Here is a 15440-nt window from a genome sequence, read left to right as displayed (position 1 = left end):
AACCACTAGTCGAAGCGGTAATGAAGTTCAATCATTCATATCCTAAAAGTGCCGCGGGAAAGAAGGGAAGAGCAGTGAAGCAACTGAAGCATCGGCCGGGTTTCCGCGCCACAGCTTATCTGTTTACGTTTGTAGTAATCGTGTATGTATTTGTCTTTATGAACACCCCGTACATCGTATATCAGCCAGGCAGTGCATCTGAGGTTGCCCCTATGATTAAGGTAGAGAATGCCGATCCGGCTGAAGAAGGAACGTTTATGATGACTACGGTGTCTGCTAGTTATGCTAATGTGGCCTTATTGGTCGCCTCTGCTTTTAATTCCAATTCAGAGGTTGTGCGAAAAGAAACCCGGCTAGGGGATAAATCAGAAGACGAATATGCTGCAGAGCAGGTTTATTATATGAATAGCTCACAGTCTTATTCTGTTCAGGCCGCTTATCATGCAGCGGGAATTCCATATGAGGATGTAGTGGATTATCTCTACGTCTTTTCGGTTCCTGTAGAAAGTAATAAAGGACAATTTCTGCCGGGTGACAAAATCATTAGTGTAGAGGGACAAAAAGTGCCCGATCCTGAAGCACTGTCTAAACTGCTCTCCTCTAAAAAAATCGGAGATCAAGTCGCTGTTGTTTTGCAAAGAAATGGCAAGGAAGTACAAGAACAAGTGACGTTGGTTGAAATAAAGGATAAAGAGGGAGCTGCCGTTCGACCTGGTTTTGGAGTCACTATTGCCGCCGTTCAAAAAGTAAAACCAAAAGAAGCAGGGAAAGCTGTCAGCTTTGTAGATACAAATGTTGGCGGACCTTCGGCAGGGCTAATGTTCACTATGGAAATTTACAATCGCCTTACTTCTGGAGATTTAACTAAGGGCCATAGGGTTGCAGGGACGGGTACGATTAACGCTGAGGGTGTAGTTGGTGCTATCGGTGGAGTGAAACACAAGATCGTGGCTGCGGACCGAGAAGGGGCGGAGATTTTTTTCGTGCCTGTTAAGAATTATGACGAAGCCAAAGCAAAAGCTGATAAAATCGGCACATCTATGAAGCTGGTGCCTGTATCTACGCTGGATGAGGCGCTGAAGTATATGGTGGAACTGCCGGTCAAACCATGACCGGAGGTTCCAAATAATCGCGGTACATATCATTTCTACGGGGTTCCTTAAAAGCTCCCGCGAAAGCGGAAGCGGCTTGAAGATCTCGCTCAAGCTGCGGATGGGAACAAAGGGACGGGCGCATGACGATGGGCAACGTAGCTTTTTGTTTCATTTCTTTAAGCAGTGCTCGTCCGCTTTCTCTAAAACCAAGAATACGAATATATCCGGGCCCCTCTGCTAGTATGGAAGGGGTCATTTCTTTTTTAGAATGATTTAACAGAACATGTAGCAGCAGACGCTGTAACCGTGTATGCGTGTAGCGCTTGCTCTTAAGGGCGTGAAGCAGGCCTGAAACAGAGAATTGCTCCAACTCAGGCAAAAGCCGCAGTATTCGGTTCTCCAAGCCTTCATTCATATCATGGATCGCGTGTAACTCGGCAGCAGTATGGGTGGTCAGCAGATGGCGGAGCGGGATACTGAAGCTCTCCAAGCTCAGAGGGCCCCTTCCGGCTGCATGCTCTCTCTCCAAAATGGACACGCTATAATCCGGCATATAAGCAGCGGGAGATCCGCCTTCTTGCAGCAGCTTGCGGATGGCCGTCGCACTTGCAATAGAAGAGTCGGCTTGTAATGGGTCATGGAAGCCTGCTGCTGTGCGCGGAACGGTTAGTGGCATTATCTTGCTGTGCAGCCGCTGCAAGGCGATAAGATAATGCAGTCCAAGGCTGTTATTCGGCTGGCGCAGCAGCTCGCCTGCATCTCCGGGACTCTCCGTTTCCGGGAGAGTCCCTTCAAAGGCCACCGCCGCCGCTGCGCTGTACGCGGCGGGGAAGCTCGCTCCGAGCGCCATGCGGCGGCGGATCTCGCTCTGAAGCTCGCTGCTTTCCTCAGCCAGATATCTGGCCAGCGGGAGCAGCGAGCCCAAAGTGCCGGCTTCGGAGCCGAAGCACAAGCTGTCCACGACCCCGGTCGCTTCCAGCAGTGCAACTGCTCCGAACGCGAACCACTCGGCTGGCTGGACGGCATAAGCCACCGGCAGCTCAATGACGAGGTCGGCGCCCATATGCAGCGCCATCTCTGTCCGGGCTTGCTTGCTTACCGCCGCCGGCTCGCCGCGCTGGGTAAAGGGACCACTCATGACGACGATGGTGCGCTCTGCGCCGGAAAGTCTTTTGGCTTCCGTGAAGTGATGCACATGTCCGTTATGTAAAGGATTGTATTCTGCGATGATTCCAACCGTTGTCACTGTGGCTTCCCTCCGATAAGTAAGGTATATTTATTGAGTTTAGTAGGGTAGATTTCTAGAGATACTGTTAGCACAAGCTGATCTTTTGATTTACACTAATAGTTATATCATAATTCACCGCATTTTCTGAAACAATATAAAGGGAAAATGGTTGACAAAGGTATAGAATACTAGGTATAATAAATTTTGTTTGTTTGGGAGTGATAAGTATGCAGATTCACTTTCGCAAATTAGCGAATGCCGACGAACCGTTACATATTCACGATGTTGTGGATGTCAGCGAGGTAGTCAAAGGGCGCAAGGATATTCTAACTGTTGCTCCGCTCTCAGTAGACCTTAAAGCGCTGCCCGCGGGAACCGATTGTGTGAACGTGGTGGGGAAACTGAGTGGAGATGTGGACATGTTATGTTCACGTTGTCTCACGGAGGTCAAAAGTGATTTGAACATTCCTTTTGCTGAGACTTTCAAGTGGCTTAAGCAGCCAGTTCTTCCAGATGATGACGAAGATGAGGATCTCATTTACGTCAAGGATGAGGTTGTGGATCTTATCCCGTATGTGGAAGAAAATTTCGTACTGCACTTACCGGATTCGGTATTGTGCAAGGCAGACTGTCTTGGTCTTTGTCAGAAATGCGGACAGAACTTGAACGAAGGCACCTGCAGTTGCGACAACACAGTGATCGATCCTCGACTCGCTGGGTTGAAAGACTTTTTCAAATGAAACATTACAACAAAACACATCCTGCTCTGAGGAGCAGGCTGACAGAAATATCACGAGGAGGTGGAACACATGGCAGTACCACAACGTAGAACGTCTAAAACACGCCGTGACAAACGTCGCACCCACTTTAAGTTGGTTGTGCCGGGCATGGTGAAATGTGAACAATGCGGAGAGTTGAAACTAGCTCACCACGTATGCAAAGTTTGCGGAACTTACAAAGCAAGAGAAATCATCAAACAATAGTTTCAAAAATAAGTAGTACTTCACTTCGGTGAGGTACTATTTTTTTGTCCAAATCTAATAAAGATAGGGTATGCACCTATACTTTATGTTCCGCTCAGAAGTCAATGCTTTATTTTTGGTGCGGCATGCTTTATACTACATATTAGTACCTGGTTCTAAAAAATATTTATGATTGTTAGACCTAATATAACAGCGGCCATTCAAGCGGCCGGATGCTTTCTTTAAAATATAAGGAAGTATAAGTTATGCACCTATACTTTATGTCTTATATTTCTCGCTTAAACGCTTACCGTCCTTATTAGGGCGCCGAAGGCGTTTACGCTTGGCATGTGCCAGGAGGTGAGCCGCTATCGAGCGGATGTCCAAGAAAGAACGTCAGCAACAGCTGCTACATATAATTGCAGGCAATCCTTTTGTAACTGATCGGGAGTTGACTCGTCAGCTGAAGGTGAGCATTCAGACGATTCGGTTAGACCGGATGGAGCTGGGAATACCAGAACTGCGTGAAAGAATGAAACAAATGGCAGAGCATTCCTATGATCAGGTGCGCTCTTTGCCTGCGGATGAAGTGATCGGAGATATTGTGGATTTACAGCTCGATAAGAGCGGGATTTCGATCTTTGAAATTCGTGAGGATCATGTCTTTTCCAGAAATGGGATCGCCCGTGGCCACTACGTGTTTGCTCAAGCCAATTCGCTTGCGGTTGCTGTAATTAACGATGAAATTGCCTTGACTGCTTCAGCCGACATACGATTTGTTCGTATGGTTCTGCTTGGTGAGAAGTGCATTGCTAAAGCTCAAGTGCGGTCACTTGCAGGCAGAGGCGGCAAAGCAGAGGTGGACGTATTCACCTATGTCGGAGAAGAATTGGTATTTCAAGGCCACTTTATAGTGTATCGTTCCGCTAATGAAGAGTATAGTGAAGGGGGTAACCGTAGTGCTGATCGCCATTGATGCCATGGGCGGGGACAACGCTCCAGAATGTAATGTCGAGGGGGCGTTGTCCGCGGCCGCGGAATGGAAAGATACGCAGATTGTGCTCGTAGGTGACGAAGCCAGACTAGAGCCACTGCTGAAGGACAAGCCGTCCAACCTGAGTGTGCGGCATGCAGGAGATGTTATTGGTTCTGATGAAGAGCCGGTTAAGGCGGTTCGCCGCAAAAAAGATTCATCCATGGTTGTAGCTGGACGTATGGTGCGTGAGGGCGAAGCAGATGCTATGATTTCGTCAGGTAACACGGGGGCGCTTATGACTACAGGATTACTTGTAGTAGGCCGTATGCAGGGGATTGAACGTCCGGCGCTGGCACCTATGATTCCGACGCTGGATGATATTGGCGTGCTTGCGCTTGATCTTGGCGCTAACATGGATGCAAAGCCTGAACATCTGGTGCAATATGCGCTGATGGGCAGCATTTATCGGAATAAAGTGCATGGCATTGCTAAGCCGCGGGTAGGACTTCTAAATGTAGGGACGGAGCCTGGGAAAGGCAACGAACTGACCAAAGAAGCCTATCCACTGCTGGAGAACTTGCCGGGCATTCATTTTATCGGTAATGTTGAGGCACGCGACGTACTGACAGGAAACTGCGATGTGCTTGTCTGCGATGGATTTGCTGGTAATATCCTGTTGAAGTCGCTTGAGGGTACAGCGGGTGCATTGTTCTCTTTACTGAAGGAGCAATTCAGCCGTTCTCTGAAGACTAAGCTTGGAGCGGCTATGCTGATGCCGGAGCTTAGAGCCCTGAAGGGTAAGATGGATTACAAAGAGCATGGCGGTGCACCGCTGCTTGGTCTTAGCGGATTGGTAGTTAAGGGGCATGGATCTTCGGACGGAAATGCGGTTAAAAATGCAGTAAGACAAGCGCGGATTGCTCTGCAAGCCGATCTTGTGCCAAGTATATCCAAGGAAATTAGCGGGAAGTGAGTGACGAAATGAAACAATTGCGGCCGGTTGGGATTATCGGTACGGGTAAATATGTACCTGAGAAAATTTTAACAAACAGTGATCTAGAAAAAATAGTGGAGACTAACGATGAATGGATCGTCAGTCGGACAGGGATCCGTGAAAGACATATCGCTGCACCACATGAGGCAACTTCTGATTTAGCCTATGAAGCTGCACTTAAAGCTTTGGATTCTGCAGGCATGAAAGCCGAAGATCTGGATCTTATTATTATTGCAACGGTAACCCCTGATAGCTCCTTTCCTTCCACAGCCTGCATTTTGCAGGATAAACTTGGAGCAAAAGGTGCTGCGGCCTTTGACTTGTCAGCAGCCTGCTCTGGTTTTGTATACAGCCTAGCTACGGCGGTTGGCTTTATTCAGAACGGAATGTACAATAATGCACTCATAATTGGTGCGGACACTTTATCCCGCATCACTGATTATACGGATCGTAACACCTGTGTACTGTTTGGCGATGGTGCAGGAGCAGTAATCATCGGTGAAGTTCCAGAGGGACGCGGTTTCCAATCCTTCGATCTGGGTGCTGAAGGTTCTGGAGGAAACTTGCTTAAGCTGGAAGCTGGGGGCTCGCGCTTGCCTGCTTCTCAGCAGACGGTTGAAGACAAGAAACATTTCATCTATATGAATGGCCGTGAAGTGTTTAAGTTTGCCGTTCGTGTTATGGGCTCAGCTACAGAACGTGTGCTTACTAAAGCCGGATTAGGTAAAGAAGATATTGATTTGTTCGTACCGCATCAAGCGAATATTCGTATCATTCAATCCGCTATGCAGCGGCTTGACCTGCCACCGGAGAAATGTGTAATCAATGTTGATAAATATGCTAATACATCAGCAGCTTCTATTCCTCTAGCTCTAGTTGAAGCGGCGGAAGAAGGACGCATGAAGGAAGGCGACACGGTTCTGATGGTTGGATTCGGCGGTGGCTTGACTTGGGGCGCGTCCGTATTGATCTGGTAATAGAGGAAGGAGTTCTTACTTATGAGTAAAATCGCATTTGTCTTTCCCGGTCAGGGTGCACAGGCAGTTGGAATGGGTAGAGATGTATATGAAGCTCTTCCACACAGCCGCGCGGTATTCGAAAAAGGTGACGAGGTGCTCGGATTTCCACTGAGCCAGCTGATTTTTGAAGGACCTGACAGTGATTTGAAACAGACCGTAAATACACAACCAGCTCTGCTAACAGCAAGTGTGGCTTATCTGGAAGCATTACGTGATCAAGGGATGAAGCCGGATTATGTAGCTGGTCATAGCCTAGGAGAATACAGCGCGCTGGTTGCGGCAGGCGTATTGTCCTATGAAGATGCTGTAAGACTCGTGCGTTTACGCGGTCGTTTTATGGAGGAAGCTGTTCCAGGTGGACAGGGAGCTATGGCTGCAGTGCTTGGTGCGGAGCGGGATGCTCTGGCAGAATTATGCCGGAGCGTATCCGAGGAGAGCGGCGTGGTAGAACTGGCGAATGTGAACTGCCCGGGACAGATTGTTGTTTCTGGTTCACAGGCCGGGGTTAACGGTGTTGTGCAGCGTGTTAAGGAAGCAGGCGGAAAGCGGGCTATTCCGCTGGAAGTAAGTGGACCTTTTCACTCTTCGATGATGAAGGCTGCGGCAGACCGCTTGGCAGACGAGCTGAAGAGTGTTACCTTTAATGCTCCGGCTGTACCTGTTATTGTCAATGTTACCGCAGCACCTGTAACGGATCCTGAAGAAATCCGTGAACTGCTTGTCCGCCAGGTGTACTCCCCTGTGCTCTGGCAAGACAGTATTGAATGGCTGATTGCTGATGGTGTGGATACTTTTGTGGAAATTGGTTCTGGCAGTGTTCTGGCAGGTCTGATCCGCAAAATAGACAAAACGGTCAAAGTAATCAACATTAACACGCTTGAAAGTGTGCAAGCTGTCTTGTAAGATACGTTCAAACATTGTTTATCAATAGCAATATGATCGAAAGGGGAATAAATGATGTTCTCAGCATTGCGGGGTCAAACGGCCCTTGTAACTGGTGGCTCTCGCGGCATTGGCCGCAGTATTGCACTTGCTCTCGCGGAACATGGCGTGAAGGTGGCCGTGAACTATGCGGGCAGTGAAGCAGCCGCACAAGAGACCGTAGCTCGGATTGTCGAGCTTGGCTCGGAGGGTATTGCCCTTCGTGGCGATGTCGGCAATAGTGAACAGGCCGAGAACCTTGTCAAAGAGGTTCTGAATACCTGGGGACGTATTGACATTGTTGTCAATAATGCCGGCATTACCAGAGACAACCTGATTATGCGCATGAAAGAAGAAGAGTTCGATCAAGTGATCGAAACGAATCTAAAAGGGGTGTTTAACTGCCTAAAGGCAGCTACACGCCCTATGATGAAGCAACGCTACGGGCGAATTATCAATATTTCTTCCGTAGTAGGTGTAACAGGAAATCCTGGACAAGCTAATTACTCCGCAGCTAAGGCAGGTGTCATCGGTTTAACGAAGGCATCGGCTCGTGAGCTTTCCTCACGGGGGATCACGGTGAACTGTATCGCTCCTGGCTTCATTGATACAGATATGACGCGTGAGCTCTCTGAGGAAGTGCGCAGTGAGCTTGAGAAGGGCATTCCACTTGCTCGTCTGGGGCGTCCTGAAGAGATTGCTATGGCTGTAGTCTTCCTGGCCTCTGAAGGCGCTGCGTATATGACCGGCCAGACACTACACGTGGATGGCGGGATGTATATGTAACTCTCCGTCAAGGAGAAATTACACTGTTTTAATGCTGAAATGTGAGGGATAAAGAAAGCGTTTTTGACGCTCTATGGTATTTTGAACTCATATCTCGTATAATACCAAAAGAGGAGGTGAACCGGATGTCCGATGTATTAGAGCGTGTAAAACGCATTGTCATCGACCGCTTAGGTGCCGATGAAGCTGAGGTAACATTAGAAGCGTCTTTCAAAGATGATTTAGGTGCTGATTCTCTTGATGTAGTAGAATTGGTTATGGAATTGGAAGATGAATTCGATATGGAAATCTCTGATGAAGATGCAGAGACGATTACGACCGTGGGTGAAGTTGTGAAGTACATACAATCTCATACCTAGAGTCATATGATTGAGAGTCCCGTTCCTGCTAGGGCGGGACTTCTCCTCATTTATAGAGCATTAAAGATGAATCAAAGGTTGCCTTGAGCAACTATATAAGGGATATAACAGAACCGCAGGATGGTTAATGATGCGGTTATCGCTGTTCATATAGTAGCAACAGAAAGTATATAAGTTCTGAATATAATGTATACAACCTATAGATGGGGTGATTGTGTTTGAGTCATAGAGTGGTTGTTACCGGGATGGGCGTAGTTACATCATTGGGCAAAGATTTGGAGACGTTCTGGGATAATCTTATGAGCGGCAAATCCGGTGTATCACAGGTTGAGACCTTTGATGTCAGTGAGTATACTACGCAAATAGCATCCTCTGTTAAAGATTTCGATCCAGAGGCACTTTTTGGTCGTAAGGAAGCCCGCAAAATGGACCGTTTTGTACAATTTGCAGTGGCTGCCGGTGAGGACGCATTACGAGATAGCGGACTTAAGATCGGTGAAGATATTGATGCCGAAAGAATAGGTGTATCTGTAGGATCAGGTATTGGTGGTCTTGGGACTTGGGAAGACAATCATAACTTGTTGCTTGAAAAAGGACCGAAGCGGGTTAGTCCATTCTTCATTCCGATGATGATCGCTAACATGGGTTCTGGGCAGTTGTCCATTAACCTTGGTGCAAAGGGTCCTAATACGACGACAGTAACTGCTTGTGCTACAGGAAGTCACTCCATTGGGGAATCCTTCCGCTTGATTCAACGTGGAGACGCAGATGCAATGATCTGTGGGGGTTCCGAAGCGACCATTCGTCCAACAGGTATGGCTGGTTTTTGTGCTATGAGAGCAATGTCCACTCGCAATGATGAGCCTGAGAAGGCAAGTCGTCCGTTTGATGTGGATCGCGATGGTTTTGTTATGGGTGAAGGTGCCGGGATTCTTATTCTGGAATCACTCGAACATGCTGAGAAACGTGGAGCGAAGATCTATGCTGAGGTTATCGGTTATGGTCTAAGCGCAGATGCTCATCATATGACTGAGCCTGATCCAGATGGTGCAGCTCGCTGCATGAAGATGGCAATCCGGGATGCTGGTATCTCTCCTGAAGATATTGATTACATCAATGCTCATGGTACTTCAACGCCTGTAGGAGATAGATCAGAAACTGCTGCTGTTAAAAAAGCATTGGGTGACCATGCCTATAAAGTGGCAATTAGTTCGACGAAATCCATGACAGGTCACCTTCTGGGTGCTGCTGGTGGAGTAGAAGCTATTATCTGTGGCCTTTCTTTGCAAAAAGGGATGATTGCGCCAACGATTAATTTGGACAACCAAGACCCGGAATGTGATCTGGATTATGTACCAAATGTGCCACGTAAAGCTGATCTTGATATTGTAATGTCGAATTCGTTCGGCTTCGGGGGACATAACGCAACAGTTATTCTAAAAAAATATAATTAGTAAGGGGACAGTGCGGTGAAAGGAGAACTGAAGCAGTTACAACAGCAACTTCAAATCCAATTTCACGATTCTGTGCTTCTGAAGCAGGCCTTTACCCATGCATCCTATGTGAATGAACACCGTTTCAATCAGCATCAGGACAATGAGCGTCTCGAATTTCTTGGGGATGCAGTTCTGGAGTTAACGGTTTCTGAATATTTGTACAATCTATTGCCAGACCGACCTGAGGGAGAGTTGACCAAGCTGCGGGCCGCTATTGTATGCGAGCCTTCACTGGTCAAGTTTGCGGAGAGTTTAGGTTTTGGCCGTTATGTACTATTGGGCAAAGGGGAAGAACTTACGGGCGGACGTACTCGCCCGGCCCTGCTGGCTGATGTATTCGAATCCTTCGTGGGAGCGCTTTATCTCGACCAAGGACTGGAAACAGTGCGGAGTTTTCTTGATAATCACGTATTTCCTCTCGTGGAGACGGATGGGAAATTGCAAATGCAGATGACCGATTATAAGACGGAACTGCAAGAGCTAATTCAGCAGCACAATATGGGTACATTGGAATATCGAATTATAGAAGAACGGGGACCTGCACATGAGCGTGAATTCGTCTCAGAGGTGTATATGGCTAACCGTTCACTTGGTAAAGGAAGCGGCCGGTCCAAGAAGGAAGCAGAGCAGCAGGCTGCAGCAGCAGCACTTTTGCATCTGAAAGAGGACGGTGCCTGAGTTTTGCATCAAGGGGACAAGCGGAGGAGAGCAGCAAAGGTCTGAATACCGGCGTTTAGGCGGAGCTCAGACCGTTGCTGCTCTTTTTCGACAATATAAGAACTTATATGTTCCGCGTTACAAAGGATAAGGTACATCTTAATGGTTTTTTAGGGTACAAACGCTATGGTATAATGGGTCAGAGGTGATTGGCAAGTATGTTTTTGAAACGGATAGAATTAGCTGGTTTTAAATCATTTGCCGACAAAACAGAAATGGAGTTTGTGCGCGGTATAACGGCTGTAGTTGGCCCGAACGGAAGCGGCAAAAGCAATATTTCTGACGGCATACGCTGGGTACTCGGCGAACAGAGTGCTAAATCACTGCGTGGCGGCAAGATGGAGGATATCATTTTTGCTGGAAGTGATGCGCGTAAAGCTGTGAATTATGGCGAAGTATCACTTACGCTTGATAATGAAGATCACACACTTCCGCTGGATTTCAGCGAAGTTACAGTGACTCGGAGAGTCCACCGCAGTGGAGATAGTGAATATTTAATTAATAAGCAGTCCTGCCGTCTGAAGGATATCACAGAGCTGTTTATGGATACCGGTATCGGACGTGAAGCGTACTCGATTATCGGGCAGGGTAGGATTGAAGAAATTCTAAGTACTCGTTCCGAAGATCGGCGAGGCATCTTTGAAGAAGCATCAGGTATTGTAAAATATAAATCGCGCAAGAAAGACGCAAGTCGAAAGCTGGATGATACCGAGCAGAACCTGCTTCGTATTCATGATTTGATCAGTGAGCTTGAGGATCAGATTGGGCCACTTAAGGATCAGTCCGAGAAAGCTATCCGCTTTAAGGAACTTCGCGAACAATTAAAACATCAGGAAATTTCAGTATACGTACACCAGATTGAAGGCATTCATACCGCTTGGCAGGAAGGTAACGCTAAGCTTGAAACGTTGAAGGACGAGCAGCTGGAGCTGTCTACTGTGGTTTCGGCTCATGATGCCAAGCTGGAGAGCGGGCGCTCTGAACTGCGCACGATCGAAGCACAGATCGAGAAGCAGCAAGAGCAATTGCTGCGTTATAGCGAAGCATTTGAGAAGAGCGAAGGTTACGGTGAAGTGCTGAGGGAACGCAAGCGCAATCTGGAAAGTAATCGTGAGCAGTTAATGCTCACGTTAGGTTCGGTTGGCGAGCGTTCTGCAGATCGTCAGCGTGAAGTCGTGGATCTGGAGCTTAAGCTTGAACAATCGCGGCTTAAGCTTGTGGATCTTCGGAAACAGATCGAAGATGAAGAGACAAGGCTTGAAGGTGTGGCAGACGGGATTAGCCAGAGCCAGGAAGAAAAGCTCAAAAGTGCTCTTTTGGAGCTAATGAACCTTATGGCGAATGCACGTAACGAAATTCGTTACGCGGATCAGCAAAAGGAGAATCTGGAACGTCGTATGAGCCGCAGTGAAGAAGAAAGCGGCAAATGGACAGCCCGGCATGAAGAGTTGTCTGCCAACCAGAAAGGGCTGAAGGACAAGATTGCCCAGCTGGGGAAGGAGCTTAGCAATCTTCGCGGGGCTTATATCACTGAAAGTGAGCAGCTCAGTAAACGTCAGAAGCTGATCGAAGAAACACAATCCGGTCTTCGGAAATGGGAACAGAAGCGGGAAGCGCAAGTCTCTCGTCATGAGACCATGAAAGAGATGCAGGATGATTTCGACGGCTTCATGCTTGGGGTTAAAGAAGTGCTCAAGGGTGCGCGCAAAGGACAGCTCAACGGTGTGCATGGTGCGGTTGCGGAGCTGATCTCTGTTCCGGAGAAGCTGGAAATGGCGATTGAGACTGCTCTAGGCGCATCACTTCAGCATGTGGTCATGGATAATGAGACTGTGTCCCGCCAAGCGATATCATTTCTAAAGCAACGTCAGCTGGGACGAGCTACCTTTCTTCCGCTAGATGTTATCCGGCCGCGCCAGATTTCTGGCAGTGACCGTGGTATGGTGGGTGATGCTGACGGATTTGTTGGAATTGGTTCCGAACTTGTTGGTTACGATGATAAATATACTAGCATTATTGGCAGTTTGCTCGGCAATGTGGTTATTGCGGAGAGCTTGGAGCAAGCGAACCGTATCGCCGCTAGATGTCAATATCGTTATCGGGTAGTTACCCTGGAAGGCGATGTAGTTAATGCCGGCGGTTCGATGACCGGGGGTAGCCAGCATAAGAAGAATAATAGCTTGCTTAGCCGTAAACGTCAGCTGGATCAATTAAGCAGTGAGATTGAAGAAAGCGAACGTCAAATAGTGAAGCTGAAGCAAGGCATTGCCAGACTTCGTGAGGAGCAGGAGAACGCTAGCGTGAAGCTGGAGGACCTGCGCCGTGATGGCGATGAGAAAAGACTGGAAGAGCAAAGTGTCTCCGGTGATTTGAAGCAGCTCGAGCATGAGCTTCGGCATGTGCAGGAGCAAGTGGAGAGCACAGGTGCGGAACGCAGCGGCTTTGAGAATGAAGTACGTGCGCTTGAAGAGACGCGGAAGCAAGCCACTGCTGAGCTTGAACGCCTTGAAAAGGAAGAAAAGGAAGCCCATGAGGGTATCCGTAACGCTGAATCAGCGCGTAAAGCGAATGAATCAGCTAAGGAAGAGCTGCAAGGCAAGTTGACCAGTATGAAAGTCTCGGAAGGCAAGCTCGATCAGGAGATATTCTCCCTGGAGGAGCAGTTACGTCGCCTAAGACAAGATGTGGGTTCACAGGACAAGGAGCTGCGCCAGAATCGAAATCTGTTACATACGATTGAACAGGATCTGGCTAACAATGCTTTGGAAGCTGTGAAGCAGAAGGAAGATTTGAACAGTTACCGCTTGAAGAAGGAAGAGACGACTGGAACTTTGGATTTTGCGCGTGCTGAGCGTACAGCGTTAACCCGTAAGCTGGAACTTGAGGAAGGCAAGACTAAAGATCAACGTCAGGCCCTTAAAGTAGTCGAGGACAAGCTGCGTGCCACTGAAGTTTCTGTCGGTCGACTCGATGTGGAGCTGGATAATATTCTCCGCAAGCTGAGTGATGACTACGAGCTAAGTTATGAATTAGCAAAACAGAGATATCCAGTGCCTGAAGATGTACCTGCCGCACAAGCCGATGTACAGCGTTTGAAGCGCAGTATTTCTGCGCTAGGAGAGGTTAACTTAGGGGCGATCGAAGAATATCAGCGGGTCCATGAACGGTATACGTTCCTCAGTGGACAAAAAGATGATCTAGTCGAAGCTAAGACTACCTTGTATCAAGTAATCCGCGAGATGGAAGATGAAATGTCCAAACGTTTCAAACAGACCTTTGATGCGATCCGCAAACAGTTCGGGACCGTGTTCTCAAAGCTGTTCGGCGGCGGGCGAGCGGATCTCATGCTTCTGGATCCGGAACATATGCTGGAAACAGGTATAGATATCGTAGCCCAACCACCGGGTAAAAAATTGCAAAATCTGCAGCTTTTATCTGGCGGTGAACGCGCTCTAACTGCGATGGCGTTATTGTTTGCTATTTTGCAAGTGAAGCCAGTTCCGTTCTGCGTATTGGATGAGGTCGAGGCTGCGCTCGATGAAGCGAACGTTGTTCGTTTTGCACAGTATTTACGTGAGTTCTCTGAACAAACTCAGTTCATCGTCGTTACGCACCGCAAAGGAACGATGGAAGAGGCGGACGTGTTATACGGAGTAACGATGGAAGAGGGCGGCGTCTCCAAGCTCGTCTCAGTACGTTTAGAGGATGAAGAAGCTGAGATTGCTTAAATTCATCAAAGAAGAGAAACTTTTAGGAGGAACCAAATGAGCTTTTTTAGAAAATTAAAAGAAAGCATTTCCGGCAAAACGGAAAGTGTAACGAAACAATTCCGCGACGGATTAGAGAAAACCCGTAAAGGTTTTGTAGAGAAGGTCTCCGACCTTATCATCCGCCGCAAAAAGATAGATGAAGAGTTCTACGAAGAGCTGGAAGAGATTTTGATTGGTGCAGACGTGGGTGTAAACACTGTTATGACCCTTGTCGAGGATTTGCGTGCCGAAGTGAAGCAAAATCGGATTGAAGATGCTGCCGAGCTGAAGCCGATTTTGTCCCGTAAGCTTATGGAGCTGCTGCGTGGAGATGATGATAACAGCCTGAAGGAAAATCCGAATGGAATTACGGTTATTTTGTTCGTTGGGGTCAATGGCGTGGGCAAGACGACTACCATCGGCAAGCTGGCTCATCGTTACAAACAAGAAGGTAAAAAAGTTCTTTTGGCTGCAGGGGATACGTTCCGTGCCGGAGCGATTGAGCAGCTTGAGGTTTGGGGCCAACGCGCAGGCGTAGATGTCATTAAACAACAAGCAGGCTCTGACCCGGCGGCTGTAATGTACGATGCGGTCCAAGCGGCAAAGCAACGCAACGTGGATATCTTAATCTGCGATACTGCTGGCAGACTGCAGAATAAAAGCAATCTGATGGAAGAGCTCAACAAAATCTTCCGCGTCATTCAAAGAGAAATCCCAAGTGCTCCACATGAGGTACTGATGGTGCTAGATGCTACGACGGGTCAAAATGCACTTACGCAAGCCAAGTTATTTGGTGAAAAGAGTGGCGTCACTGGCTTGGTCTTGACGAAGCTGGACGGTACGGCTAAAGGCGGAATCGTTGTAGCGATTCGTCAGGAAATGAATTTGCCGGTGAAGTTTGTAGGTCTTGGAGAAAAAATGGAAGACTTGCAGCCATTTGATTCGCAGCAGTTCGTACATGCTCTTTTTGCCGGATTAATTGCCGAGGAAGAAGAGTTAGAAGAATCGGAAGAGCAAGTGTAATCAACTGCACAATATAATCATAAAGAAGTTATATTTACAAGGAATGCCCTCGAAGCTATATTTAGTTAGGAGGGCATTCCTTTTCTTTTTTTAAAAGGGTTTGTCCGTCATTTTGT

Annotated in this window: 14 protein-coding genes; 13 read left to right on the top strand and 1 reads right to left on the bottom strand. The window is 47.8% G+C overall.

Translation table 11 applies throughout. From position 1 onward, the window contains the following. Window positions 1-74: 74 nt before the first annotated feature. Complete coding sequence (locus MHI15_RS23715) at window positions 75-1112, top strand: SepM family pheromone-processing serine protease (protein WP_076126114.1); 1038 nt, start codon at window positions 75-77, stop codon at window positions 1110-1112. Here MHI15_RS23715 and MHI15_RS23710 read toward each other — a convergent pair. Beyond that, window positions 1102-2340: a nucleotidyltransferase gene (locus MHI15_RS23710; RefSeq protein WP_076280754.1), complete on the bottom strand. Its 1239-nt coding sequence runs from the start codon at window positions 2338-2340 to the stop codon at window positions 1102-1104. The two genes, MHI15_RS23715 and MHI15_RS23710, sit on opposite strands and share 11 nt — an antisense overlap. A gap of 209 nt (window positions 2341-2549) precedes the next feature. Here MHI15_RS23710 and MHI15_RS23705 point away from each other — a divergent pair, with 209 nt between their 5' ends. The 12 genes from MHI15_RS23705 (at window position 2550) to ftsY (ending at window position 15324) form a co-directional block, all read left to right on the top strand. Continuing rightward, window positions 2550-3062, top strand: a complete 513-nt coding sequence (locus tag MHI15_RS23705) for a YceD family protein (RefSeq protein ID WP_036686482.1) — start codon at window positions 2550-2552, stop codon at window positions 3060-3062. A 69-nt stretch (window positions 3063-3131) separates the two neighbouring features. Further along, a complete protein-coding gene (rpmF, locus tag MHI15_RS23700) occupies window positions 3132-3305 on the top strand; it encodes a 50S ribosomal protein L32 (protein WP_019911234.1) in 174 nt (57 codons plus the stop codon). A gap of 358 nt (window positions 3306-3663) precedes the next feature. Then, window positions 3664-4260, top strand: coding sequence for a transcription factor FapR (fapR, locus tag MHI15_RS23695; RefSeq protein ID WP_036686484.1), 597 nt, complete (start codon window positions 3664-3666; stop codon window positions 4258-4260). Continuing rightward, complete coding sequence (plsX, locus tag MHI15_RS23690) at window positions 4244-5233, top strand: phosphate acyltransferase PlsX (RefSeq protein WP_076126118.1); 990 nt, start codon at window positions 4244-4246, stop codon at window positions 5231-5233. Before fapR ends, plsX begins: the two co-directional genes overlap by 17 nt. An 8-nt stretch (window positions 5234-5241) precedes the next feature. Then, a complete protein-coding gene (locus tag MHI15_RS23685; RefSeq protein WP_139329841.1) occupies window positions 5242-6231 on the top strand; it encodes a beta-ketoacyl-ACP synthase III in 990 nt (329 codons plus the stop codon). A 21-nt stretch (window positions 6232-6252) separates the two neighbouring features. Beyond that, window positions 6253-7176, top strand: coding sequence for an ACP S-malonyltransferase (gene fabD, locus MHI15_RS23680; RefSeq protein WP_076138632.1), 924 nt, complete (start codon window positions 6253-6255; stop codon window positions 7174-7176). Window positions 7177-7230: 54 nt separating this feature from the next. Then, on the top strand, window positions 7231-7980 hold the full coding sequence (gene fabG / locus MHI15_RS23675; protein ID WP_036686492.1) for a 3-oxoacyl-[acyl-carrier-protein] reductase: 750 nt from the start codon (window positions 7231-7233) through the stop codon (window positions 7978-7980). Between the two features lie 125 nt (window positions 7981-8105). Further along, entirely contained in the window at window positions 8106-8339 is a 234-nt protein-coding gene (locus MHI15_RS23670) for an acyl carrier protein (RefSeq protein WP_036686493.1), read from the top strand. A gap of 218 nt (window positions 8340-8557) precedes the next feature. After that, window positions 8558-9793, top strand: a complete 1236-nt coding sequence (fabF, locus tag MHI15_RS23665; RefSeq protein ID WP_076101782.1) for a beta-ketoacyl-ACP synthase II — start codon at window positions 8558-8560, stop codon at window positions 9791-9793. Between the two features lie 15 nt (window positions 9794-9808). Further along, window positions 9809-10513 carry a ribonuclease III gene (gene rnc, locus MHI15_RS23660; protein WP_038570606.1) on the top strand — a complete coding sequence of 235 codons (705 nt, stop codon included), beginning with the start codon at window positions 9809-9811 and terminating at the stop codon, window positions 10511-10513. 197 nt (window positions 10514-10710) lie between these two features. Further along, on the top strand, window positions 10711-14280 hold the full coding sequence (gene smc / locus MHI15_RS23655; RefSeq protein WP_076309329.1) for a chromosome segregation protein SMC: 3570 nt from the start codon (window positions 10711-10713) through the stop codon (window positions 14278-14280). Between the two features lie 36 nt (window positions 14281-14316). Further along, window positions 14317-15324, top strand: coding sequence for a signal recognition particle-docking protein FtsY (gene ftsY, locus MHI15_RS23650; RefSeq protein WP_076183732.1), 1008 nt, complete (start codon window positions 14317-14319; stop codon window positions 15322-15324). Window positions 15325-15440: the final 116 nt, after the last annotated feature.

The sequence above is a fragment of the Paenibacillus sp. FSL H7-0918 genome (genome assembly GCF_038007025.1).
Lineage (GTDB): Bacteria > Bacillota > Bacilli > Paenibacillales > Paenibacillaceae > Paenibacillus_AQ > Paenibacillus_AQ odorifer.
The sequence above is the reverse complement of the archived record's forward strand: the minus strand, read 5'-3'. Positions and strand labels throughout refer to the sequence as shown.

Excerpts from the sequence above, each read along its gene's own strand:
- smc (WP_076309329.1), top strand. The coding sequence starts at position 10,711 with ATGTTTTTGAAACGGATAGAATTAGCTGGTTTTAAATCATTTGCCGAC.
- fabD (WP_076138632.1), top strand. The coding sequence starts at position 6,253 with ATGAGTAAAATCGCATTTGTCTTTCCCGGTCAGGGTGCACAGGCAGTT.
- fapR (WP_036686484.1), top strand. The coding sequence starts at position 3,664 with ATGTCCAAGAAAGAACGTCAGCAACAGCTGCTACATATAATTGCAGGC.
- fabG (WP_036686492.1), top strand. The coding sequence starts at position 7,231 with ATGTTCTCAGCATTGCGGGGTCAAACGGCCCTTGTAACTGGTGGCTCT.
- rpmF (WP_019911234.1), top strand. The coding sequence starts at position 3,132 with ATGGCAGTACCACAACGTAGAACGTCTAAAACACGCCGTGACAAACGT.
- MHI15_RS23705 (WP_036686482.1), top strand. The coding sequence starts at position 2,550 with ATGCAGATTCACTTTCGCAAATTAGCGAATGCCGACGAACCGTTACAT.
- MHI15_RS23685 (WP_139329841.1), top strand. The coding sequence starts at position 5,242 with ATGAAACAATTGCGGCCGGTTGGGATTATCGGTACGGGTAAATATGTA.
- MHI15_RS23670 (WP_036686493.1), top strand. The coding sequence starts at position 8,106 with ATGTCCGATGTATTAGAGCGTGTAAAACGCATTGTCATCGACCGCTTA.
- ftsY (WP_076183732.1), top strand. The coding sequence starts at position 14,317 with ATGAGCTTTTTTAGAAAATTAAAAGAAAGCATTTCCGGCAAAACGGAA.